Annotated in this window: 20 protein-coding genes; 13 read left to right on the top strand and 7 right to left on the bottom strand. The window is 68.3% G+C overall.

Annotation, left to right across the window (positions count from 1 at the left end; translation table 11 throughout):
* Nucleotides 1–6 precede the first annotated feature (6 nt).
* The 4 genes from OG817_RS26460 to OG817_RS26445 all read left to right on the top strand — a co-directional run bounded on the left by OG817_RS26460 (nt 7) and on the right by OG817_RS26445 (nt 4,210).
* A complete protein-coding gene (locus tag OG817_RS26460) occupies nt 7–987 on the top strand; it encodes a carbohydrate ABC transporter permease (protein WP_396395247.1) in 981 nt (326 codons plus the stop codon).
* Nucleotides 984–1,865 (top strand): carbohydrate ABC transporter permease, encoded by an 882-nt coding sequence (locus OG817_RS26455; RefSeq protein ID WP_360441112.1) that lies wholly within the window; start codon nt 984–986, stop codon nt 1,863–1,865. The genes OG817_RS26460 and OG817_RS26455 overlap by 4 nt, the downstream gene beginning before the upstream one ends.
* Nucleotides 1,862–3,319 (top strand): sulfatase-like hydrolase/transferase, encoded by a 1,458-nt coding sequence (locus tag OG817_RS26450; RefSeq protein WP_406047319.1) that lies wholly within the window; start codon nt 1,862–1,864, stop codon nt 3,317–3,319. The genes OG817_RS26455 and OG817_RS26450 overlap by 4 nt, the downstream gene beginning before the upstream one ends.
* A 90-nt stretch (nt 3,320–3,409) precedes the next feature.
* Nucleotides 3,410–4,210 carry an IclR family transcriptional regulator gene (locus tag OG817_RS26445; RefSeq protein WP_360441118.1) on the top strand — a complete coding sequence of 267 codons (801 nt, stop codon included), beginning with the start codon at nt 3,410–3,412 and terminating at the stop codon, nt 4,208–4,210.
* On the opposite strand, the gene OG817_RS26440 is transcribed toward OG817_RS26445, so the two are convergent.
* Genes OG817_RS26440 through OG817_RS26425 form a run of 4 tightly spaced genes read right to left on the bottom strand, consistent with a single transcriptional unit; the run spans nt 4,146 to nt 7,583 of the window.
* Nucleotides 4,146–4,790, bottom strand: coding sequence for a DUF624 domain-containing protein (locus OG817_RS26440; RefSeq protein ID WP_406047318.1), 645 nt, complete (start codon nt 4,788–4,790; stop codon nt 4,146–4,148). The two genes, OG817_RS26445 and OG817_RS26440, sit on opposite strands and share 65 nt — an antisense overlap.
* Before the next feature lie 5 nt (nt 4,791–4,795).
* Complete coding sequence (locus tag OG817_RS26435) at nt 4,796–5,539, bottom strand: SDR family NAD(P)-dependent oxidoreductase (RefSeq protein ID WP_406047316.1); 744 nt, start codon at nt 5,537–5,539, stop codon at nt 4,796–4,798.
* Nucleotides 5,536–6,666, bottom strand: coding sequence for a mandelate racemase/muconate lactonizing enzyme family protein (locus tag OG817_RS26430; RefSeq protein ID WP_406047315.1), 1,131 nt, complete (start codon nt 6,664–6,666; stop codon nt 5,536–5,538). Before OG817_RS26430 ends, OG817_RS26435 begins: the two co-directional genes overlap by 4 nt.
* Nucleotides 6,666–7,583 carry a dihydrodipicolinate synthase family protein gene (locus OG817_RS26425; RefSeq protein ID WP_406047314.1) on the bottom strand — a complete coding sequence of 306 codons (918 nt, stop codon included), beginning with the start codon at nt 7,581–7,583 and terminating at the stop codon, nt 6,666–6,668. The genes OG817_RS26430 and OG817_RS26425 overlap by 1 nt, the downstream gene beginning before the upstream one ends.
* A gap of 130 nt (nt 7,584–7,713) precedes the next feature.
* On the opposite strand from OG817_RS26425, the gene OG817_RS26420 reads away from it, so the two are divergent.
* The 8 genes from OG817_RS26420 (at nt 7,714) to OG817_RS26385 (ending at nt 14,889) form a co-directional block, all read left to right on the top strand.
* The gene (locus OG817_RS26420) at nt 7,714–8,529 is read left to right on the top strand and encodes an IclR family transcriptional regulator (protein WP_406047313.1); all 816 of its coding nucleotides are present in this window, start codon (nt 7,714–7,716) and stop codon (nt 8,527–8,529) included.
* Nucleotides 8,526–9,974, top strand: a complete 1,449-nt coding sequence (locus OG817_RS26415; RefSeq protein WP_406047312.1) for an ABC transporter substrate-binding protein — start codon at nt 8,526–8,528, stop codon at nt 9,972–9,974. The genes OG817_RS26420 and OG817_RS26415 overlap by 4 nt, the downstream gene beginning before the upstream one ends.
* Before the next feature lie 4 nt (nt 9,975–9,978).
* Nucleotides 9,979–10,962, top strand: coding sequence for a carbohydrate ABC transporter permease (locus OG817_RS26410; RefSeq protein ID WP_406047311.1), 984 nt, complete (start codon nt 9,979–9,981; stop codon nt 10,960–10,962).
* Nucleotides 10,959–11,798 carry a carbohydrate ABC transporter permease gene (locus tag OG817_RS26405; protein WP_406047310.1) on the top strand — a complete coding sequence of 280 codons (840 nt, stop codon included), beginning with the start codon at nt 10,959–10,961 and terminating at the stop codon, nt 11,796–11,798. Before OG817_RS26410 ends, OG817_RS26405 begins: the two co-directional genes overlap by 4 nt.
* Nucleotides 11,782–12,645, top strand: a complete 864-nt coding sequence (locus OG817_RS26400) for an SMP-30/gluconolactonase/LRE family protein (RefSeq protein WP_406047309.1) — start codon at nt 11,782–11,784, stop codon at nt 12,643–12,645. Before OG817_RS26405 ends, OG817_RS26400 begins: the two co-directional genes overlap by 17 nt.
* Nucleotides 12,646–12,649: 4 nt before the next feature.
* Nucleotides 12,650–13,777 carry a mandelate racemase/muconate lactonizing enzyme family protein gene (locus OG817_RS26395; RefSeq protein ID WP_396395261.1) on the top strand — a complete coding sequence of 376 codons (1,128 nt, stop codon included), beginning with the start codon at nt 12,650–12,652 and terminating at the stop codon, nt 13,775–13,777.
* Nucleotides 13,774–14,508 (top strand): NAD-dependent epimerase/dehydratase family protein, encoded by a 735-nt coding sequence (locus OG817_RS26390; RefSeq protein WP_406047308.1) that lies wholly within the window; start codon nt 13,774–13,776, stop codon nt 14,506–14,508. The genes OG817_RS26395 and OG817_RS26390 overlap by 4 nt, the downstream gene beginning before the upstream one ends.
* 111 nt (nt 14,509–14,619) lie before the next feature.
* Nucleotides 14,620–14,889, top strand: coding sequence for a hypothetical protein (locus OG817_RS26385; RefSeq protein ID WP_406047307.1), 270 nt, complete (start codon nt 14,620–14,622; stop codon nt 14,887–14,889).
* Between the two features lie 3 nt (nt 14,890–14,892).
* On the opposite strand, the gene OG817_RS26380 is transcribed toward OG817_RS26385, so the two are convergent.
* From OG817_RS26380 to OG817_RS26370, 3 genes are all read right to left on the bottom strand, one after another.
* Entirely contained in the window at nt 14,893–15,879 is a 987-nt protein-coding gene (locus OG817_RS26380; RefSeq protein WP_406047306.1) for an NAD-dependent epimerase/dehydratase family protein, read from the bottom strand.
* 12 nt (nt 15,880–15,891) lie between these two features.
* Complete coding sequence (locus tag OG817_RS26375) at nt 15,892–18,003, bottom strand: hypothetical protein (RefSeq protein ID WP_406047305.1); 2,112 nt, start codon at nt 18,001–18,003, stop codon at nt 15,892–15,894.
* A 67-nt stretch (nt 18,004–18,070) separates the two neighbouring features.
* Entirely contained in the window at nt 18,071–19,777 is a 1,707-nt protein-coding gene (locus tag OG817_RS26370; RefSeq protein ID WP_406047304.1) for a histidine kinase, read from the bottom strand.
* A 160-nt stretch (nt 19,778–19,937) separates the two neighbouring features.
* Between OG817_RS26370 and OG817_RS26365 the strand changes: the two genes are divergently transcribed.
* The gene (locus OG817_RS26365) at nt 19,938–21,395 is read left to right on the top strand and encodes a TRAP transporter substrate-binding protein (protein ID WP_406047303.1); all 1,458 of its coding nucleotides are present in this window, start codon (nt 19,938–19,940) and stop codon (nt 21,393–21,395) included.
* Nucleotides 21,396–21,404: the final 9 nt, after the last annotated feature.

Raw genomic sequence — 21,404 nt, 5'->3', positions numbered from 1 at the left:
GAACCTGTGGCTGTCACCGTTGTCCCCGACGCGCCGCCGGAACGCCGCAGCGGCTCGGCGCGCCGCACCTCGATGAACGGCAGAGGTCCGCGACTGGGCCGTAACCGGCTCTGGGTGTGGCTGTTCCTCACCCCGACCATCGTCCTGTACGGCGTCTACACCGTCTATCCGGTCGTCGCGAGCTACTGGTACTCGTTCGTCGAGTGGAACGGCTTCGACGCCGCGAAGACCTGGGTGGGACTGGCGAATTACCGCGCGGTGGTCGCCGACCCACTGTTCTGGAACTCGTTCAAGATCACCGTGCTGTTCATGGTGGCGGTGGTGCCGGTGAAGGTCCTGCTGACGTTGTTGCTGGCGCTGGTGCTCAACTCGCCGAAGCTGCCGCTGCGGACGTTGTTCCGGACGGCGTTCTTCCTGCCGGTGGTGACCACGACCGCGATCGTCGGCGTGGTGATGCAGTTCGTCTTCGACCCCGCCTCCGGTCCGGTGAACGTCGTACTGCGCAAGCTCGGTGTCGTTGCTGACGGCATCAACTTCCTGGGCGACCCGAAGGCGGCGTTGTGGACGGTGGTCGGGGTCTACATCTGGAAGTGGTTCGGCGTCACGCTGATCTACTGGCTCGCGGCGCTGCAGACGGTGCCCGACGAGGTCTATGAGGCCGCCGCCATCGACGGCGCCGGACCGTGGGGGCTGCTCCGGCACGTAACGCTGCCCCTGCTGAAGCCGTTCGCGGTGATCATCACGTTGCTGACACTGGAGAGCACCCTGAAGATCTTCGACCTGATGCTCACGATGACCAACGGCGGCCCGTTCTACGCCACCGAGGTGGTGGAGATCTACATCTACCGCTGGGCGTTCGCGGCCACCGTTCCCCAGTTGGGCTTCGCCTCGGCCGCTGCCGTGGTGTTCGGGTTGTTCGTCGGGCTGATCGGCGTACTGCAACTGGTCGGGATCCGGGCTGCCAGGAAAGCGAGGAGTGAGCGATGACGGACGTCCTTGCCGGCCGCGGGCGCGGCAACCGGTGGAGTTCCGGCCGGATCCTGCGCAGGCTGCCCTGGTGGGGAGCGGCCGTCGTGATCGGAATCGGCGGGCTGCTCTGGATCTACCCGTTCCTGTGGATGCTCGGTGCGTCGCTGAAGGACCCGCTCGAGGTGTTCACCTCCGGCCTGTCACTGCTGCCGAAGCACGCCGAATGGGGCAACTACGGCCGGGCCTGGGGTGACGCCGGGTTCGGCAGGTACCTGGTCAACACCGTCGTGGTCACGGTGACGACCGTGGTGCTGGTCGTCCTGCGGTGTGCGATGGCGGGCTACGTCCTGGCCAGGCACCAGTTCTTCGGCCGGAAGATCGTGATGGGCATCCTGATCGCCACGCTGTTCGTGCCGACCGGATACACGATCATCCCGGTGGTCGAGGTCTCCCAGCGACTCGGGCTGCTCAACTCCCTGACCGGGATGGTACTGGCACTGTCCGGCGGCGCCCACGTGGCGTCGGTGCTGCTGTACCTCGGCTACTTCCGGCAGCTGCCCCGCGAGCTCGAGGAGTCCGCCGTCATCGATGGCGCCGGGTTCCTCAGCATCTTCGGGCGGATCATGCTACCGCTGGCCAATCCGGTCACCGCCACCGTCACGCTGCTCACGTTCCTGGGCACCTGGAACGCGTTCTTCCTGCCGCTGGTGTTCACGTTCTCGCGGCCGGACCTGCGGACGTTGAGTGTCGGCATGCTCGCGTTCGTCGGCGAGAATTCGACCGACTGGTCCGGCATGGCCGCGGCCGCATCCATCTCGCTGCTGCCGGTGGTCGTGCTGTTCGTCGTACTCCAACGCTACTTCGTCGAGGGAATCGCAGGAGCCATCAAGTCATGACCCTTCCCAGCACCCGAACCGACCTGCCGAACATCCTGCTGATCTGCACGGACCAGCAGCGCTACGACACGATCGGGGCCTACGGCAACGAGCATGTGCGGACCCCGAACCTGGACCGGCTGGCCGGCGACGGCGTCCTGTTCGAGAACTGCTACGTCCAGAACCCGGTCTGCTCGCCGTCGCGCGCATCGCTGATGACCTCGAGATATCCGCACGCCCACGGTCTGTGGGCCAACGGCGTCCAGCTGCCCGACCACGAGCAGTTCTTCACCAAGGCGCTCGCGGACGACGGCTATGACTGCGGACTCGTCGGCAAGCTGCACCTGTCGGCCTGCAAGGGCGGCCGGCTGGAGCCGCGGCACGACGACGGGTTCCGCGTCTTCCGATGGGCGCACGATCCGTACCCGGGCTCGTCGGAGAACCAATACCACCGCTGGCTGAAAACAGCCTTCCCGGACCTGTACGCCGAAGCGCAGACACCCGGCAGATCCGGGTTCGACAACCTGCCGACCGAGGCGCACTACAGCCGGTGGATCGGCAACGAGACGATCGACTTCCTTCAGTCGTCGCGGGACCGGTCGAAGCCGTTCTGCTTCGTCGCCAACTTCTTCGACCCACACCACGGTTTCGGTGCGCCGAAGGAGTACCTCGAGCGCTACCAGCCGGACGAGCTGCCGCGACCGGTGACGCGAGACGATGAGCTGGACGGGAAGCCGCCGATCCTGACCGAGGCGTCGAAGGAGTCGTACGGCGGTCACGCGCGCGGCTACCTCTCGTACAGCGCGGACGAGCTGCAGCAGGTCAAGGCGGCGTACTGGGCGATGGTCAGCCTGGTGGACGACGAGGTCGGCCGGATCCTGGCGGCGCTCGAGGCGGAAGGCCTGGCGGACGACACCATCGTGGTGTTCACCAGTGACCACGGCGAGATGCTCGGCGATCACCAGCTGATGCTCAAGGGCCCGATGATGTACGACTGCGCCGTACGCGTCCCCCTGATCGTGCGGTGGCCGGGGGTACTGCCGGCGGGAGAGCGGCGATCCGAGCTGGTGCAGTGGATCGACCTGGCGCCGACGTTCCTGGAAGCAGCCGGTGCTTCGCCGCTACCCCGCGGTCAAGGCACGAGCCTGCTGCCGCTGGCTCGTGGCGAGCAGGACGCGCTCTCTCGTGGCTGGGCACTCTGCGAGTACCGCAACAGCGGCCACCCGTACGACCCCGCCGTACACACGACCATGCTGCGCACCGGCCGATGGAAGCTCGTCGTTTACCACGGCCTGCCCGCCACGGACCGCGACCGAACCGGCGAGCTCTACGACCTGGCGGCCGACCCCCAAGAACTGAACAACCTCTGGGACAACCCTGACCACGCATCCGAGCGCCTGCGACTACAGGAAATGCTCATCGACGTACTGGTAGCCACCGAAGACCGCAGCCAGCCCCGCTTGGACCACTTCTGACCTGGATTGGCCGCGGGTTGACTGGAGCGGGAGACTGGGGGCATCTACGATGCGGATGAGGCAACCACATTTTAGGGAGAGGGTGAACTCGTGGCACGAGCGATCGGCCGGGAAGCCGGACCAGGGACGCAGAGTGTCGAGCGCGCGCTCTCACTGCTGTCGGAGTTCACCGAGGCGCACCCGCAACGGCGCGTCTCCGAGCTGGTCGAAGCGACCGGGCTGGGGCAGTCCACGGTCTCCCGGTTGGTCGGAGCGCTGGTGGCGCTGGGCTTCCTGGCCTACGACCAGCGCAGCGGGCTGTACGGCATCGGGCCGCGGGTGATCACGCTCGCAGGCATCGGGCTGAACGAGATGCCGGTGCACCAGCAGTCCCGCCAGGTCGCGCAGAACCTGGCGGCCGATCTCGGCCTGGGTGCGAATGTGGCCGAGCGTCGTGGTTCCGAGCTCTTCTACCTCTGCCACTTCGAAGGCCGTGCGGCCGGACGTTCGTCGACCCTGGTCGGCCGAGGCGGTCCGCTCCACTCGACCGCGATGGGCAAGGCGCTGATCAGTGAGATGCCGCGGCCGGAGTGGGAGGAGCTCGTCGGCGAGAATCTGGCCCGCTACACCCCGCACACGGTGACCGACCACGACGAGCTGGAGCGGATCCTCCGCGAGGTTCGGGAGCGCGGCTACGCGACCGAGCTGGAGGAGCTCGCTTTCGGTCGGGCCTGCCTGGCCGCGCCGATCCGGGACCGGACCGGTGCGATCGTCGCGGCCCTGTCGGTCTCCGGCCCGCTGTCGGCGATGGACCTGCCGGCGCGCGAGGAGTCACTGGCCACGCAGGTCATCGAGCAGGCGGACCAGATCTCGTCGGGGCTTGGCTATCACGCGTCGGCCGCGGTGAGCTGACCCGGCGGACGACCCAGACGGCAACAGCCGCAGCCGTTGCCGGTGCGAGCACCAGTGCGCCAGGTACGACGTACCAGGCACAAGCAATCAGTACGACGAGTGTGGCGCCTACCGCCAGCGGTAGGCCGGGCCTACGCCAGGTGAGGTGCATCGTGAGTAGCCACACCTCCTTCACCGGGCGCTGACCGGCCGAGGCCGCAACGGCCGGCAGCAGCCAGACCGTCACCAGGTAGCCGAGTACGACGACTGAAACCGGGACAGCCCAGACTGTCTGCCGGGCCGCCACCAGATAGAACGCCAGGACAAAGACAGTGGCCAAGGGCAACCCGAGCATCAGTTGACCGCGGCCCAGCCACTGTCGCCAAGCCGACCAGAAGCGCGACCAGGGGTGTACCTCGGTGTCGTCCAGATAGGCCACCGCAACCTGATGGGCCGCGAGCGTGGCCGGAGCCACTCCGGCGATCACCAACCCGGCGGCAACCCCCAGCAGCCACAGCAGGGTCAGCAACGCCAACCGCAGCGGCCAATCGAGCAGGCGGTACAGCGGCCCGGCACGGCCAGTCAGCTCCACCTCGGGCATGTCGGCTACTCCTCCGAGGCCAAGCGGGCGCGTAGATCGGCGCGCCCGACTGCGGCGGGCGAGACGACTGACAGACCACCATCGACCGGCAGCACCACACCAGTGATGGCACTGGCCCGCGGACCGGCCAGAAACACGACCGCGTCCGCAACCTCTGACGGGAGGATCGTGCGACCGATCAGGTAGCCGGCCGCAGCATCGGGAAGATTGGCTCCACCAACCATTCCAGGCGCGACGGCATTGACTCGGACACCCCGGATGCCGTAGTCGACGGCCAGTTGCCGGACCAGGGCGTCCACTCCGCCCTTGGCCGCTGTGTACGCCGCTGCCCACGGAGCCGCGACCAGGGTGTTGACCGAGGAGACCGCCACGATGCCGGCCGAGTCGCTCTCGAACAGGTATGGCAGGGCCGCTCGCACCGGGAAGAAGAACGTGTCCAGCGTGTTCGACAGTGCGTCGACCCATTGCGCGTCCGAGGTCCGGTGCGCAGGCTGGAGTGGCATCCGCCCCGCGGCAGCCACCAGTACGTCGAGGCCGCCGAACTCCGCCGCGACCTGGTCGACCACCCCGGCCGCGGTGTCCGGATCCGAGCAGTCCGCGGCCAGGTGAAGCTCCAGACCCTCGACCTTCTCGTCCTCCAGGGAGGCCCCCGCGACCCGGTAGCCGTCCGCGACCAGCGCGGCGACGATCGCCGTACCGATCGGGGTGGTGGCCCCGATGACCAGGGCACGCCGGGTCGCGGGGCTCATGCGATACACGCCGCGCGGACGGCGTCCTCGTCGACCTCGATCCCGAGGCCCGGCCCAGTCGGTACGGCGAACCCGAGCGGGCCGGGCTCGATCGGGGTGACCAGGACCCGGTTCACCGGGCCGAACAGGGTGGGGTGGAACTCGTAGGCCAGCAGGTTCCCGACCGCGGCAGCCGCGTGGATGCTCGCGGTCAGGATGACGCCGAGTCCGGAGGAATGATGCGGCGCCAACGGCGTGAACCAGGTGTCCGCGACCGCCGCGAGGTCCACCAGCTCGGTGATGCCGGTGCGTCCCGCGTCGGGCTGCAGGATCGAGGCAGCACCGGCCTGCAACCAAGGGCGGAACTCCTGCCGGTGTCGCAGGCTCTCGCCGATCGCCACCGGCGTATCGATGCGTCGGGCAACTTCTGCGTGCCCCGCGATGTCTTCGAAGCCGACCGGCGCCTCCAGGAACCAGCCACCCAGCTGATCCAGGCCACGCCCCAACCGGATCGCGTCCGCCACGCTGTAGACACCGTGGATGTCGACAGCGACCAAGAGGTCGTCGTGCACCGACCGCAGTGCTTCCACCGTCGCGAGGTCGTTGCGTACGCCGTACCCGAGCCCGACCTTCACCTGGCGGACGCCCTCGGCCACCCAGTCCCGTGCCTGAGCGACCCGCTCGCTGTCCTTCTTGCCCGGGAGCCCGGACACGTACGTCGGTACGACGTCGCGCTGGGCGCCACCGAGCAGTTGGTGCACGGGAAGCCCGCCGATCCTGCCGGCCAGGTCCCACAGGGCGACGTCGATTGCGGCGACCGCGTCTCCTTGGTGACCGCCGAGGTGGCCGCGCTCCCTCATCAGGGACCGCAGCGAGTTGACCAGTGGGCGGACTCGGGTCGGGTCGGCACCGAGAAGAGCCGGCTTGAGTAGCAGCTCGATGAGCTTGGCCGGCACCTCCGGGGAGACCGGCGCCAGCGCTTCGCCCCAGCCGACCGAGCCGTCGTCGGCGGTCAGCTTGACCAGCAGTGCCTCCCGCGAGGAGGCGTAGATGCTCGGCCAAGGTGGCTTGGTGGAGTAGCCGCGCGGCGGCGAGTCCGGCTCGGAGAGGACGAGCGGGAAGACCTCGACCTCGGTGATCGTCGGCATCAGGGGATCCTCGTCAGCGCGGGGGTGGCCGGAAGGCCCAGCCGGTCGAGTATCGCAGTCAGACCGGCCCGGGTGCGGCTGTCCAGGTCGCGCGCCGGAGTACGGACGAACGCGCTCTCGATCAGGCCACGCCGTACCAGCACCTCCTTGTGCACGGCCCAGGCGATCCCCGGCTGCAATCCGAACACGAGCAGCGGAAGCAGCTGCTCGAACCTGGCTCGGGCGTCGTCGTGGCGGCCGGCGTACCAGTCGGTGAAGATCGGCGCGAGCAGATCCGGCACCTCACACGCGGGCATCGTGCCGACAGCGCCGGCGGCCAGTTCGTCGAGCAGGAACTGCGCGTTCTGGCCGCCCATCACGACGAAGCCGGGCTCGTCGATCCGGTCCACCACCGCGGCCACCTTCGGCGCGGTCGGCGGAGCCTCCACCTTCACCGAGGTCACTCCGGGGAGCCTGCTCAGCTCCGCGATCTGCTGCGGCGACATCGCGACGCCGGTGGCTCCCGGCGCGTCCTGCACCATCACTTCCGGGCCGACCGCACCGACCGCGGCGTAGAACTCGGGCAGCTGGGCCGGACTCGGCGCCACCATGTACGGCGGAAGCACCATCACCACGTCGGCTCCGGCCGCCGCTGCCTCTGTCGCCTGCTCGACCGCCGTGACCGTCGAGGTCGCTGCTACTCCCGCGACCAGTGGCACCACACCGTGGACGATCTTCGCCACCGTCGTCGTCACGATCCGGCGCTCGGCCGTGGTGAGGGCGAAGGCCTCACTCGCCATGCCCAGTACGGCGACCGCCCGCACGCCGCCGGCCAGTTGGAACTCCGTCAGCCGGCGCAGCCCCGGCAGATCGAGGCTGCCGTCGGGCTGGAACGGCGTCGCCAGGATCGGCACCAGTCCTTCAACGGTGGGCCGCATAGGCGGCATGGTCTTCTCCTCGACGTTCAGCATTCGACATCCGATCCATGCTTGACGAGATCCATCATGTGCGTAAGGCTGCCACATAGTGGATGAGGTCGTCCATCTTTCCCAGGTCAGGAGTCGCAGGGTGGGTCACGAGGCAGGGACGAACCAGAGCGTCGAGCGCGCCGTGGCCGTCCTTCGGGCGTTCGCGCGAACCAGCGCGCTGCGCGTCACCGAGGTCGCCAAGCTGGCCGGCCTGCGTCAGTCGACCGCGTCCCGGCTGCTCAGCACCCTCGAGCAGGCGGACTTCGTCGAGCGCGACACCGACGGCCTCTACCGCCTGGGTGCCGACCTGATCACCCTGGCCGGCGTCGCGGTGAACGGTCACCCCGTCCACCACGCCGCCCGGCAACCGGCCCAGTCCCTCGCGGCGAGCACCGGGCTCGGCGCCAACGTCGCGGTCCGCCGTGGCGACGAGGCGTTCTACCTGTGCAACTTCGAGGGCCGGCTCGCACCGCGTTCGTTCGCCCTGACCGGGCGGCGCAACCCGTTGCACGCCACGGCGCTCGGCAAGTGCCTGTTGATCAGCCTGCCACCCGCCGTACGACGTGAGCTGCTCGGCGAGCTCGAGCGCTACACGCCCCGCACCATCACCGAGCACGACGTACTGGACGCCGCGATCGACGAGGCCGTCTGGCAGGGGTACGCCACCGAGACCGAGGAACTGTCGCTCAGCAGGGCGTGCCTGGCGGCGCCGCTGCGCGACCGCACCGGTCAGGTGGTCGCCGCCCTGTCGTTGTCCGGTCCGTCGAGCGTGGTCGACCTGCCCACTCGCGAGCAGGAGCTGTCCCGCCTGCTGGTGGAGGCAGCCGATGCCATCAACTCCCAGCTGGGTCATCACGGACCCACCGATCACCAGATTCCGGCGCCTGTGCGCCACGACCAACGGAGCCGATCATGAAGATCCGCCCTGCCCTCACCGTGCTCGTCGGCGCGGTGGCGCTCGCCTTGTCGGGGTGCAACCTCGTCGGCGGCAGCCCGGACGCCGGCAACGCCACCGGCAAGGTCACCGTGACCGTTGCCCTGGTCCCCGATCCACCGGGAGCCAGTGAGTTCTACCGCCAGCAGTTCGACGAGTTCGAGAAGGCCAATCCCGGGATCGCGGTGAAGGTGCTGGAGAACCCGTCCGACCAGCAGCTGAACGCGGTCGAGCTGATGTTCCAGCAGGGCAACGCGCCCGACGTCTTCCGGGCCCAGGACGACGGCATGGACCGGATGGCAGCCCGGGGCTGGGTCGCCCCGCTGGACGAGTTCGTCACCCCGGACTTCCTCAAGCGCTTCCCGGCCGGAAGCATGGACCCGGCCACCTCGGGCCTGCACCGCGACGGCAAGCTGATGAGCCTGCCGCTGGTCTGGGGGCAGTGGTCGACCCTGCGGGTCTTCATCTACAACGAGGACCTGCTGAAGAAGTCCGGTTTCGACGGACCGCCGAAGACCTGGTCCGACTTGGAGAAGATGGCCACCAAGGTCACCACCGACGGCAAGGGCAAGTACTTCGGTTATGCCCCCACCGCCGCGAAGGCGGTCGGCGTCGAGATGCTGGCCGGCACCGCGGTGCCGTACTCGGTGCCCGCGACCGGGATCGACTTCCGCACCGGCAAGCCCGCCACCTCCAGCCCCGGTCTGGTCGAAGCGGTCGAGCTGAATCGCCGGATGCAGGCGAACAAGGTGATGATGCCCGGCTGGGAGAGCTGGGACGGCAGCCGCGCGTTCAAGGAGTTCGCGGCCGGCCGACTCGCGATGTACCCGTCGGCCCCGTGGCACGTGGCCGAGATCCGCAAGCTGTCGCCGGAGATCAAGATGGGCGTCACCGGGATCCCGGTGCCGGACGCCGGACGGGGCGCCTACCAGCCGATCTCGCAGTCCTTCAGCCCGCTGTGGTCGATGTCGTCGAAGTCCGAGCACAAGGACGAGGCCTGGAAGGTGATGGACTTCCTCTCGTCGGAGTCCTTCCACAAGGCGTACTACGAGAAGTTCGGCACACTGACCGCGCTGGAGAGTGCGTGGAAGGCCGAGGCGGAGAAGAACCCCGACCAGGCCGCGATCCTGAAGGTCGCCGCCGACGGGATGCGCCGGGTGCCGAGCCCGAAGCTGGCCACCCCGGGCGGCACCGCGGTGCTCGCCGCGCTGGCGGCCAAGCCGGACCTGAAGCACACTGACGCGGCGTTCAGCTCGATCATCAAGAACCAGCCGTTCGCGCCGGCCGCCGCGAAGCTGGACCAGAACCTGCAGGCCTTCCTGGACCAGACGACCGCGAGCCTGAAGGCCAAGGGCCAGCAGGGATCGGCCAAGGATCTGACCTTCGCGACCTGGGATCCCTTGAAGGACTACACGCCGGGAGGCTGACGCGATGACGACGACCGAGACCGTCGAGCGAAAGCTCGACCAGGCCCCGGTCCGGCGCGGGCGCACCGGGCGCCCGCGCCGCGGGCCGGGCCGGTTCCGCAAGCACCTGTGGAGCTACCTGTTCCTGGTGCCGACGGTGCTGCTGTTCGGCGGCTTCACGATCTGGCCGCTGATCGCCAGTTGGGTGTACGCGTTCTTCGACTGGGACGGTGTCGGTACGCCGACCGCGTGGGTCGGGCTCTCGAACTTCTCCGAGGTGCTGGGCTCGGCCGCGTTCTGGCGGGCGTTCTGGCACTCGCTGCTGTTCTCGATGGCCGCGATCTTCGTCGAGATGCCGCTGGCGCTGGTGATGGCGATCCTGCTGAACAACACCTGGCTGCGGTTCCGCAACCTCTACCGGTTGGTGCTGTTCCTCCCCGTGGTCGCGACCACCGCGGTGATCGGGATCGTGATCGCGATCCTGCTCGACCCGGCCGGCGGCCTGGTGAACCAGGTGCTGCTGGACACCGGCCTGATCGATCAGCCGGTGAACTTCCTCGGATCCACGTCGACCGCGCTGCCGACGCTGATGTCGATCGACGTGTGGAAAGGCTTCGGCATCACCTTGATCTATTGGCTCGCGGCGCTGCAGACGGTGCCGAAAGACCTGCAGGAGGCGGCGGCGATCGACGGCGCCGGCTTCTGGCGGTCGCTGCGGTTCGTCACCCTGCCGGTGGTGACGCCGATCGCGATCGTGATCCTGTTGCTGGTGTTCCAGCGCAGCCTGAGCACGTTCGACCTGGTCCGGGCGGTGACCGAGGGCGGGCCGGACTACGCCACTGACGTCGTACCGACCTATATCTACCGGTATGCGTTCGATCCACAGTTGCAAGCACCCCGGTACGGGTTCGCGTCGGCGGCGGGAGTGACCTTCGGCGTGCTCACCCTGGTCGTGACGTTGCTGCAGACACCTTTCCTGAAGCGCCGGATGAGTGGGAGTGCGACATGACCGGCCGCTGGCGGCTGATTGCCCGGCGCAACATCTGGCACGTGGTGCTGGTGCCGCTGTGCCTGGTCTGGATCTATCCGTTCGTGTGGATGGTCTCGGCCGCGTTCAAGACGCCCCGCGAGATGCTCCTCGGCGGGCTGTCGCTGCTGCCCGACGAGGCCACGCTGGACAACTTCAAGCGGGCCTGGACGACCGCGAAGTTCGGTACCTACACCGCGAACACGATCACGTACTCGATCGCCGTGGTGATCCTGGTGCTGCTGGTCGCGTCCACCGCGGGCTACGCGTTGGCCAGGCCCGGCCTGCCCGGCAAGAAGGTGATGGTCGGCGTACTGATCGCGACCATGTTCATCCCGCACGGCTACACGATCATCCCGACGTTCCTGCTGGTGAACGGGATCGGACTGGGCAACGGCCTGCTCGGGGCGGCGCTGGCGCAGGCCGGGCCTGCCCTCGTCGTACCCGTGCTGCTGTTCATGGGCTTCTTCAGTGGCATCCCCAAGGAGCTGGAGGAGGCGGCGCGGATGGATGGCGCGGGTTACCTGCGCACGTACTGGAAGGTGATGCTGCCGCTGGCGAAGCCGGTGGTCGGGACGGTCGCGCTGATGAACTTCATCGGTGCCTGGAACGCCTTCTTCATCCCGCTCGTCTTCACCCTCGGCAACCCGGAACTGCGCACGCTCGGCGTCGGCATGTACGGCTTCTACGGACAGGACACGACCGACTGGACCGGTCTGGCCGCGGCCGCTTGTATCGGTGTACTGCCGATCGTGGTGGTGTTCCTGTTCCTGCAGCGCACCTTCGTGGAAGGCATCGCCGGTGCGGTCAAGAGCTGACCGGATCTCGTCGGCGGCGTACGTGCAAGGCGAGTCGCCTCGGCTGGATCCGCGCACGGGCGAACTGATCTGGGTGGACATCCTGGCCGGCCGGGTTCATCGGGGACGCCTGGAGGGCGGTTCGCTCACGGTGGTGCGGGAGTACGACATCGGCTCGCGCGTCGGCGTCGCCGTACCGGTGGACGAGGATGGTGGCGGGTGGGCGCTCGCGGTGCAGGACGGGTTCGCGCATCTCGGTGAGGATGGCACTGTCACGCCGCTGGTCAGCGGGCTGACGTCCGGCCAGGATCAGATGAATGACGGGTGCTGCCACCCGGACGGCAGCTTCTGGGCCGGCTCGCAGGCGATTCCCCGCGATCCGCATGCCGCCCTCTTCCGCCTCGACCCCGACGGCTCGGTCAGTACGGCGCTGTCCGGACTGACGGTTGCCAACGGCATCGACTTCACCCCGGACGGCGAGACCGTGTACTTCGTGGACACGCTGCCGCATCGGCGGTTGGAGGCGATCGCCGTCCACGGTGCCGGGCTCGGCGAACGGCGTACGGTCGTCGAGGTCACCGGCGGCAACCCGGACGGGCTGGCGCTGGATGACAACGGATGCGTCTGGGTGGCGGTGTGGGACGCGAGCGAGGTACGTCGATACGCCCCGACCGGTGAGCTCCTGGCGACGATCGAGTTGCCGGTGCCGAGACCGACCGCAGTCTGCTTCCAGGGCAGCACTCTGGTGATCACCACCGCCTCGCTGGGCCTGGACGATCCGGCGCCTGGCAGCGGGTGCCTGTTCGCGGTCGATGCCGGTGTCAAGGGACCGCCGTCGCGTCCCTGGAGAGGTGCTGTGATGGGGTGAGGGTATGAAGATCGAGGAGATCGACCTGGTGGCGTTGCCGGCCGCCGACGACTGGCCGGCATTGGTGGCAGTGGTCAGGACCGACAACGGTCTGACCGGCCTCGGTGAGGTGGGTATGCGCGGCCGCGAGCGGGCCGCGGCAGGCTTGGTGGAGGACCTGCGCCCGCTGCTCGTCGGGGTCGACGCGACCAGGATCGAGCACATCTGGCAGCTGGGGTTCCGGTCGGTGTTCTTCCCCTCCGACCGCCACCACGCATCGGTGCTGGCCGGGATCGACATCGCGCTGTGGGACATCCGTGGGCAGTCGCTCGGCGTACCGGTGCACGAGCTGCTCGGCGGGCGGTCGCGGGACTACGTTCCGGCGTACGCACACGTGCGTGGTGGGTCGATGGACGACGTACTCAACCATGCCTCCGACCTGGCGGGTCAAGGGTGGAAGCATCTGCGGCTGACGGCGTGGGACCCGCAGGAGCCGGAGTACGACGCGCGTCGCGCGGTGCGCTGGTCGGTCGAGCTGATGCGGGAGTTGCGGGCCGGACTCGGGGAGGACGTCGAGCTGCTGATCGACGTACACACCCGGCTCGACCTGGCCGAGGCGGTGCAGCTGTGCCGCGAGCTCGAACCGTTGCGGCCGTTCTTCGTCGAGGACCCGCTGCGCAGTGAGCACCTGTCGGCGTACAAGTCGCTCCGGAGCCGGGTCGGCGTACCGATCGCGGCGGGGGAGCAGCTCTGCACGAAGTGGGAGTTCCGGCAGCTGGTCGAGGACGAGCTGATCGACCACGCCCGGATCGACCTCGGCCACACCGGGCTCACCGAGGGGCGCAAGATCGCGGCGCTGTGCGAGACGCACCACGTGCAGTTGGCGCTGCACAACTCGATCGGCGCGCTCTGTACGGCGGCGTCGACGCAGTTCAACACCGCGCTGCCGAACGTGAGCGTGCAGGAGCAGGCCCACCGCGCCACCGCGCCGCTGGGTGCCTTCACCTCCACGATCGTGGCCGAGCCAGGCCGCTTGACCGCGTCCGACGCACCGGGCCTCGGCATCACCGCGGACCTGTCCCAGGCAAAGCCGCCCGAGACAGCCACCATCCCCCGCCTCCACCGCCCAGACGGCTCCGTTACAAACTGGTGAAACTCGTCGTCACCGGCGCTTCTGGCGGCGTCGGAACTCTGTTGCGCCCCGCCCTGGTCGAGCATGCCATCCGGGTGGTCGACCGGCGTCCAGCTGCCGGCTGGGGCGAGACCCTCCTTGCCGATCTCGGCGACCCGGACGTTGCCGCCGCAGCAGTGGCAGGTGCTGATGCCGTCCTTCATCTGGCCGGCAATCCGCGGCCCGACGCGGCCTGGGATCAGTTGCTGCCGGCAAACATCGCGACGACTGCCGCGGTGCTGGATGCCGCCGCGGCGGCCCACGTGTCGCGGGTCGTCGTGGCCAGCTCGGTGCACGCGCTCGGCGGCTACCTCCAGCGGGCGGTCCGAGAACCGATCGATCCGCAGAGTGCTCCACTGCCGTGCTGCCGGTACGGCGCGAGCAAGGCCTTCGCCGAGGCGGCCGCGGCGGCGACCGCATACGGAAGTTCGACGTCGGTGGTGTGCCTGAGGCTCGGTGGTTGCCGGCCCGTGCCGCCGAACGCCGGCTATGCCCGGACCTGGATCGGCACAGACGACTTGCGCTCGCTGGTGCTGGCAGCGCTGACGGCCGATCTGCGGTACGGCGTCTTCGCCGGCATCTCGGCCAACGCGACCAGCCCGTTCGGTCCTGGTACGGTGGCGCGGGACCTCGGCTGGGTCCCGCGCCAGAACTCTGCGACGTACGGCGAGCTGCCGGAGGGCACGTCGGGCGTGCTCTGTCCGCCCGGTTGACCTACACCTGGCGGAACAGGGCGGACCCGCCTCGATCCGATCCCCGGCGGATGCGACGACAGCACCGACCCCGACGATCACGGCAACGCGTGCTGGTACTCGGCCGTCGCGGTGTGGAAGGCGCAGGTCAGCGGCTCATACCTGACCTTCGCCAAGGACGGTACGCCGCCGAACCACATCGCGATCTATCCGCGCATCCAGTACCGCGGCTGGAAAGGCGACACGGCGAACCCGCAGTTCAGTCAGGTGATGGGTAATCCGTACGAGGTCGGCAAGTCGTACCTGTTCCTCCGGCATCAGCTGTCCGGCGGCCACTCCAGCCTGGTCCGCCAGAAGCTCTCCGTGGACAACTACCCGGCCGACACCCCGAGCGTCGGCTGACTCCTAGGGCGTGTAGCGGGCGATGAGGGTGTCCATTGCTTCGTCGATGGCGTGGTCGATGCGGTGCCGGGTCGGGTCCTCGTCATGCCAGGCGACGATCTCGCGGGCTCCTGCTTCGAACGGGATGGTGGCGACGAAGTCCGGGACCACGCGGCGGAGTTTGGTCATGTCGAAGACCGCCGCGTGGGCCTTGTCGCCGAGGAGACCGTCGCCCCACCCGGGGTGTACGGCGGCGATGGCGTCCGAAGGGACGTGGAGGATCTGCGCTGTCGTCCCTGCTGCGGCGGCGAGTGCGTGCGCGATCTGGTCCCAGGTCAGGACGTCGTCGGAGGTGATCTGGAAAGCCTCGCCGAGGGTGCGCGGGTGGCCGAGCAGCGGGACGAATCCGCGGGCGAAGTCGCTGTGGTGCGTCAGCGTCCACAGCGAGGTGCCGTCACCGTGGACCACGACGGGTTGGCCGCGGCGCATGCGCTCGACGATCGTCCAGCCGCCGTCGAACGGGACCAGGGTGCGGTCGTACGTGTGTGAAGGCCGCACGATCGTGACCGGGAAGCCCTCGTCGCGGTACAGCGCGGTCAGGAGGTCCTCGCAGGCGATCTTGTTGCGCGAGTACTGCCAGAACGGGTTCCGCAACGGCGTCGACTCGGTGATCGGCAGCCGGGCCGGAGGCGTCTGGTACGCCGAGGCGGAGCTGATGAACACGTACTGGCCAACATGTCCGCGCAGCGCATCAGTGCGAGCCTTCACCTGATCCGGCGTGAACGCGACCCAGTCCACCACCACATCGAAGTCCTGACCGGCAATCTCCGCGAACGCCGCTGGATCACTCACATCAGCCGTGAGCTGCCGCACCTCCGGCGGCAGTGGCCGGACCGAGGTCTTCCCACGATTGACAACCGAGAGCTCAAGCCCCGCCCCAACCGCCCGCCACGAACACGCTGAGCTGATAATCCCAGTCCCACCGATAAACAAGACACGCAACGCAGTCATACGAACAACTCCTCAGAACGTGATTTCGATGTGGGTGCCGGTGGGGATGCCGGGATGGCGGAGCCACAGCACGCCATCCTCGGCGTCGTACGGCAGGTCGGTGCCGTCGGCTTGGACGGTGGTGGGCTCGGCGGGGACGCGTAGGGCGGTGGTTACCTGGACGCCGCTCGGGGCCTCGCAGGTGAAGTGGATGGTGGTTTTGTCTTGTTGCCAGTTGATGACGCGGCCGGCGGCTGCGAGGAGGGGTTCATCGTCGTAGGTGAGGTCCCGGAGCCAGGTGAGCTGGCCAGGGCCGAGCTCTCGCTGGCGGACGATGCCTAGTTGTGGGTCGAGCAGATCGAGGTACTTGCCCTCGACAACGTGCGAGCCGCCGGCCTCCTCGAGTACGGCGCCGACGAGGTACGGACCGCGCTGCACGGACAGCCAGTTGGTGGACTTCCAGGGGTGGCCGCCGCCTTCGGCCAGCTCTCGGATCGCCGCGACCAGCTCGGCGGCGCGTTCCGGTGATTCGGTGAAGTCGGCCGGCCGGGTCGGAAGGAACCGGACCCGGCCCTGACCGATCGGCTGCACGCCGTCGCCCTTGCGGTCCGCGCCGAGCGCCTCGGCCAGGTGGTCGGCGCAGGTGTCGTAGCGGCCGGTCCACCACGAGCGGATCTCGTGGTACGGGTCGGCACCGTCGCCGACGTACAGCAGGCTGCCGCCGCGGCTGACCCATCCGGCCAGCGCGTAATGGATGCTGGGGGCAAGCGGCTTCTGGAATTCGTAGCTGAGGACGAGTACGTCGACGTCGTCCAGTGCATCAGGAGTGTCGATCACGTTCTCCAGCTGGACCGGGCTGACCCGCTGGCCGTCGTACAGCGGTGGCAACGCCAGGCCGTAGAAGTCGGAGAAGTGCAGCTGCTCGCGGCCTTCGAGTGCCAGGGCGTCCTGCAGGCCGTCATAGTGTCCGCTCTCACCGCCGGGCGCCCAGCGCTGGAACATGGCGGTGTCCGAGAGCGCGATCCCGATCCGCGGTCCTTCGCCGGCCCAGCGCACCTCAGGCTGTTCCAGGTCGCGCAGGCTGTTCATGGCGATCAGATAGCTGGTGGCAGTGTCCGGCGGAATCGGCTGCCGCTCGCTGGATCCCTCGCGCAGGTACGGGCGGTTGAAGATCCGGTTGGGCCACGGCGCCACCTCGTACCGCGAGACGCCCGGGTGCAGCAGCGACGCGACGAGGGTGCGCTGGTAGTTGGCCAGATAGTCCTCCCAGGTGCGGTCCGGGTGGTCCTCGATCGGGTCGTGCAGGAACCACATCCGCCGGTCGGTGCCGCGGGTGAGGTCCTGCGCGATGCCGTACTCCAGGTACGCCGTCTCGAAGGTGCGCTCGGCGACCTTCCCGGCGTACACGTTGGGGGTGCGGGAGGTCCCGGTCCACACCTGGGCGATGGCGCCGTCGATCGAGGGCAGCGTCCGCAGCCGTGATTCGGGGCTGATGATCTGCCACTGGGTGTAGTTCAGGAGGCTGTGCGTCGGGACGTAGAAGCGCACCTCGCGACCCTGCTGGAGGGCTTCGTCGCGCAGCACAGAGGTGACCCGGTCGAGGCTGCGGGACAGCAGGTGCTGCTTGAGCTGCCCGGCGCGGAAGTGCGCTTCGGCGGTGCTGTGCGGAGCCTGCCACGGCTCACCGAAGTACGCCTGCCACTCCCGCTTGAAGGATTCCGAATAGCCGGCGCGGGCCCAGAACTCCGGCTCTTCGAGATGGATGCCTTCGACACCGAGCTCGATGATCGGGCGGAGCTTCTGCACCAGGTACTCGGTGAAGCCGAACGTCGGGACCATGTACGGGATGTCGGTGCTGTGACCGTGCAGGATCGGCGACCCGTCGCCCGCGGCCTGCGCGTCGGCCCAGTGGTCGGAGCCGTCCCACCGCCCATCCAGGTAGTCCTGATAGTTGCCCCAGGAGATACCGGTCATCAGATGCACGCGATACCCGGCCTCGCGCCACCGCGCAATGCGCTCCGGCGTGCTGTCGTTGAGCCCGTAGACCATGATGAAATCGGTCCGCAGGTCAATCGATTCGTCGTACGCCGCCTGCTCCTGAAACCCGGTCGTTTCGCGGTCCTTGCCGGCGTTGCTGTTCGTCATACGCCCTTCCCGTTTCCTCGACTACCTTCAACCCTGGCCGGTCAGGCACGCAGGCGCCACTGTGCTGTCAGGAACTGGACACCGGAAGGCGCAGGACGACGCGGGTCGTGCCGTCGGGACCTGGGGAAAGCTCCAGGCCGCCGTCGAGGGTGTTGATTCGGTCCGGGACTTCGCCCAGGTCCAAGTGGTCGGCCTGGACCTGGAGGTCGAAGGTGAACCAGCCGTTGGTGACCGTGCCTGTTACCGACGTGGTGGCCTGCCCGGCGAGTTGGGCGGCGAGCAGGTAGGCGGTTGTCTCGAGTACGTCGGGCAGTCGCTGCGCCGGAAGCTCATCGACGCGGAGGTCGAGGGTCTCGCTCAGCGCGCGAAGGGCGGCGGGCAGGCCGTCATCCTTGAGCATGACTGGAGACAGACCGTGCGCGAGAGTCCGGAGGTCCGCGATCGTCTCCCGGAGCTCGGTGTCCGCCGCATCGAGTTCGGTAGCGCCGGGCGGGAGACGGGTCCGGGCGAGCCGCAGCGCCAGCGACAGTCCGATCAGACGTTGCTGGGCGCCGTCGTGAAGGTCTCGCTCGAGGCGCCGGCGTTCTTCGTCGCCTGCGGCAACGACCCGTGCGCCGGACGAGCGCACCTCGGCCAGCTGTGCGAGGGCCTCGGCGTGCAGCCGCTCGTTCTCAAGTCCCAGATGGACGGCGGACGCCAGATCGCTGACCGCACCGGGATGATCGAAGAGGCCAGGCTGGTGCACGAGCACGGCGAGATCCGCTCCGGCGTACCTCAGTGTCGTTGATCGTCGACCGCCCGCCGGCGGCAGTTCGACCTCGCGTGCCATCGCGTCGACATGGCGCCTGCCGTCGTCGATCGGGTAGGCGATGAGGAGGCCCGGGTCGCCGAGGCGCTCGGCCAGAGCATCCCGCAATCGACCGGCCGGCGCTGCGTGCCCCAGGTCGACCACCAGTCGAGTCAACGCGCGTTGGATCAGCCGTGCCCTGGCCAGGTCGACCAGGACCGCGACGGCCAGCAGGAAGAGCGCCACCCCCTGCGCGAGCCAGAGATCGTGTTCGGTGTCACTCGCTCCTACGAAGCCGCGCCCGAGGCTGGTGGCGTACATGCCGGCGACCAGGGCGAGGTAGCCGAGCGCGCATGTTGACACCAGCACGATGGCTCGTCGCCCGGCCGTACTGGCTTTGACCACGTGCCACATGATCGTCAGGAAGGCGATGACGGCCCATGCAGTTCCTGCTCGTACGCCGAGCAGGTCGACCGCTGTCTGAGTATCCGGCCGATCGGCGACGACCCAGAGGTTCGAAGCACAGTCCGAGCACCCCTGCGATCCGGGATCGAAGACCATCGCGCTCGCCAGTCCCTGGATGCCGATCGTGACTACGTAGCCCAGTGCGACGACGGTCCGGTTCGTCCAGGTACGGAGGTGACCGTACGGGTACGCCAGGGCGACATGAGTCACCACGGCGGGCAATGCGGCGTACAGGGCGAGGCCGGTCGAGAAGACCCAACTTGAGGAGCCTCCCGGGTTGTCCCACTCGGACAGGAACCACGCACACCCGGCGAGGTAGAGGCCGAGGGCTGCCCGGTTCCGCGGCCGCTTGAGCGACAGGGCGAGTCCGGCAACCATCAGGCTCCAGCCGGTGACGAGCAGGGTTGTCGTACCAAGGGTGGAGGTCAGCGCGAAGGACAAGCCGGGATCGTCGTGCGCGATCGACACGGTGAACAGACCGATCGTCACTCCCAAACCGACCAGCACAAGCCGAACGGGCATACGCTGAGTGTTCCAACACATCGAGTAATTGTCTGCCGTTGAATGCGGCAACGGGACAGGGCTTCCCCTCGTACTGGCGGCGCGGGACTCAGGGCCAGCCCTGATGTGGGGGGCATACGCGGTGCCTAGCGTGAGCGGCATCGATCGGGGGAGGTGCTCGATGCACACGACGAAGCTTCGGGGATGGGCGACGGTCGCCGTCGTGGCAGGACTGATCCTGGCCGGAACCGCATGCGAGTCGCCGGCTCGGGATCGCGCCGGCGGCAACGCGGACGGCAAGACTCGCGTACTCACCTTCGCGCAGCCCAACGACGAGGCTCCGGTTCAGCTGAAGGCATGGGCCGGGAATGTGGATCGGCGGTCGGGCGGATCACTGCGGATCGAGTTCAAGAACTCCTGGCGCGACAGCGAGGCGGATTACGAGTCCGGCACCGTGCGGGACGTTCAGGAGCGCAAGGTCGACATGGCATGGGTCGGCGCCCGGGTGCTGGACAAGGCCGGTGTCACGAGCTTCCAGGCCCTGCTGGCACCGATGCTGGTGGACAGCTACGACCTCGAGGAGAAGGTGTTCGAGGCCGGCATTCCGGCGCAGATGCTGCAAGGTCTCGATGCGATCGATGTCGTCGGTATCGGCGTGCTCCCAGGGCCGCTTCGTCGAGTGCTCGGCGTACGCAAGCCGCTGGTGACTCCCGAGGCGTTCGCCGGAACCACCGTTGCCATCCAGGACTCCGCCCTTGCTGCGGCCACTCTCCATGCCTGGGGAGCAGAGTCGAGGGCGGTTCCGAGCGGAGCCGAGCTCGACGGAGTCGACGGCTACGAACAGCAGTTGGACTCGATCCTGGGCAACCATTACGCCGCGACGGCTCGCTACGTGACGGCCAACGTGAATCTGTGGCCGAGACCCCTGGTGCTGTTGATGGGCGAGGATGCCGACAAGGCGCTCGACGACAGTCAGCGCAAGACGCTGCGTGATGCGGTGGACGATGTGCTGGCGCCGACGTTCGGCGCGTTGCGGGCCGAGGACGGGACGGCCACTTCCGGCCTGTGTCAGGCCGGAATGACCTTCACGGTTGCTTCGGCCGAGAATCTCAGGGATCTCCGCAAGACGTTGCAGCCGGTCTACGACCAGCTCGGCAGGAACGACAAGACCAGCGCCTGGCTTGCCGCGATCGAGGAGCTGAAGGCGGCGGTTGCCGCCGGCCCGGACCTGGCGACGTGTTCTGGGACCGGCAGTGCGACGGGACCTCAGACCGTCCTGGACGGTACCTACCAGCAGAAGCTGGTGGACGGTGTGGTGGTGGCGGCGTGTACCGGCACGGCACCGCCCAGATCGCCGAATGACGAAGCCACTCTCGAGTTGGTGCTGAAGAACGGAGTCGTGACTCAATCCGAGCGTCGCGGTGGTCCAGGCGCTCCCTGGGAGATCGGGTGGGCGGGCACGTTCCGCCTCTTCCGCGACCAGATCCAACTGATCCAGGAGTCGACGAACGGCGACCGTCTGACGGCGACCTGGTCCTTCAACGGCACACGCCTGACGCTGACCCACCTGACCGGCGGCCGGTGTGGTGACAACGCCGTCTGGACAACTCATGCCTGGGTCCGTGTCACCGACAGGTAGCGGCTCCGC

This window comes from Kribbella sp. NBC_00889 (assembly GCF_045207705.1).
In the GTDB taxonomy this organism is placed as follows: domain Bacteria; phylum Actinomycetota; class Actinomycetes; order Propionibacteriales; family Kribbellaceae; genus Kribbella.
The sequence above is the reverse complement of the archived record's forward strand: the minus strand, read 5'-3'. Positions and strand labels throughout refer to the sequence as shown.

What these genes read in the sequence shown, in the direction of transcription:
- OG817_RS26365 (WP_406047303.1), top strand. Translation starts at nt 19,938, where the DNA reads ATGCACACGACGAAGCTTCGGGGATGGGCGACGGTCGCCGTCGTGGCA.
- OG817_RS26405 (WP_406047310.1), top strand. Translation starts at nt 10,959, where the DNA reads ATGACCGGCCGCTGGCGGCTGATTGCCCGGCGCAACATCTGGCACGTG.
- OG817_RS26440 (WP_406047318.1), bottom strand. Translation starts at nt 4,790, where the DNA reads ATGCCCGAGGTGGAGCTGACTGGCCGTGCCGGGCCGCTGTACCGCCTG.
- OG817_RS26435 (WP_406047316.1), bottom strand. Translation starts at nt 5,539, where the DNA reads ATGAGCCCCGCGACCCGGCGTGCCCTGGTCATCGGGGCCACCACCCCG.
- OG817_RS26430 (WP_406047315.1), bottom strand. Translation starts at nt 6,666, where the DNA reads ATGCCGACGATCACCGAGGTCGAGGTCTTCCCGCTCGTCCTCTCCGAG.
- OG817_RS26375 (WP_406047305.1), bottom strand. Translation starts at nt 18,003, where the DNA reads ATGACGAACAGCAACGCCGGCAAGGACCGCGAAACGACCGGGTTTCAG.
- OG817_RS26450 (WP_406047319.1), top strand. Translation starts at nt 1,862, where the DNA reads ATGACCCTTCCCAGCACCCGAACCGACCTGCCGAACATCCTGCTGATC.
- OG817_RS26455 (WP_360441112.1), top strand. Translation starts at nt 984, where the DNA reads ATGACGGACGTCCTTGCCGGCCGCGGGCGCGGCAACCGGTGGAGTTCC.
- OG817_RS26370 (WP_406047304.1), bottom strand. Translation starts at nt 19,777, where the DNA reads ATGCCCGTTCGGCTTGTGCTGGTCGGTTTGGGAGTGACGATCGGTCTG.
- OG817_RS26380 (WP_406047306.1), bottom strand. Translation starts at nt 15,879, where the DNA reads ATGACTGCGTTGCGTGTCTTGTTTATCGGTGGGACTGGGATTATCAGC.
- OG817_RS26425 (WP_406047314.1), bottom strand. Translation starts at nt 7,583, where the DNA reads ATGCGGCCCACCGTTGAAGGACTGGTGCCGATCCTGGCGACGCCGTTC.
- OG817_RS26415 (WP_406047312.1), top strand. Translation starts at nt 8,526, where the DNA reads ATGAAGATCCGCCCTGCCCTCACCGTGCTCGTCGGCGCGGTGGCGCTC.
- OG817_RS26410 (WP_406047311.1), top strand. Translation starts at nt 9,979, where the DNA reads ATGACGACGACCGAGACCGTCGAGCGAAAGCTCGACCAGGCCCCGGTC.
- OG817_RS26395 (WP_396395261.1), top strand. Translation starts at nt 12,650, where the DNA reads ATGAAGATCGAGGAGATCGACCTGGTGGCGTTGCCGGCCGCCGACGAC.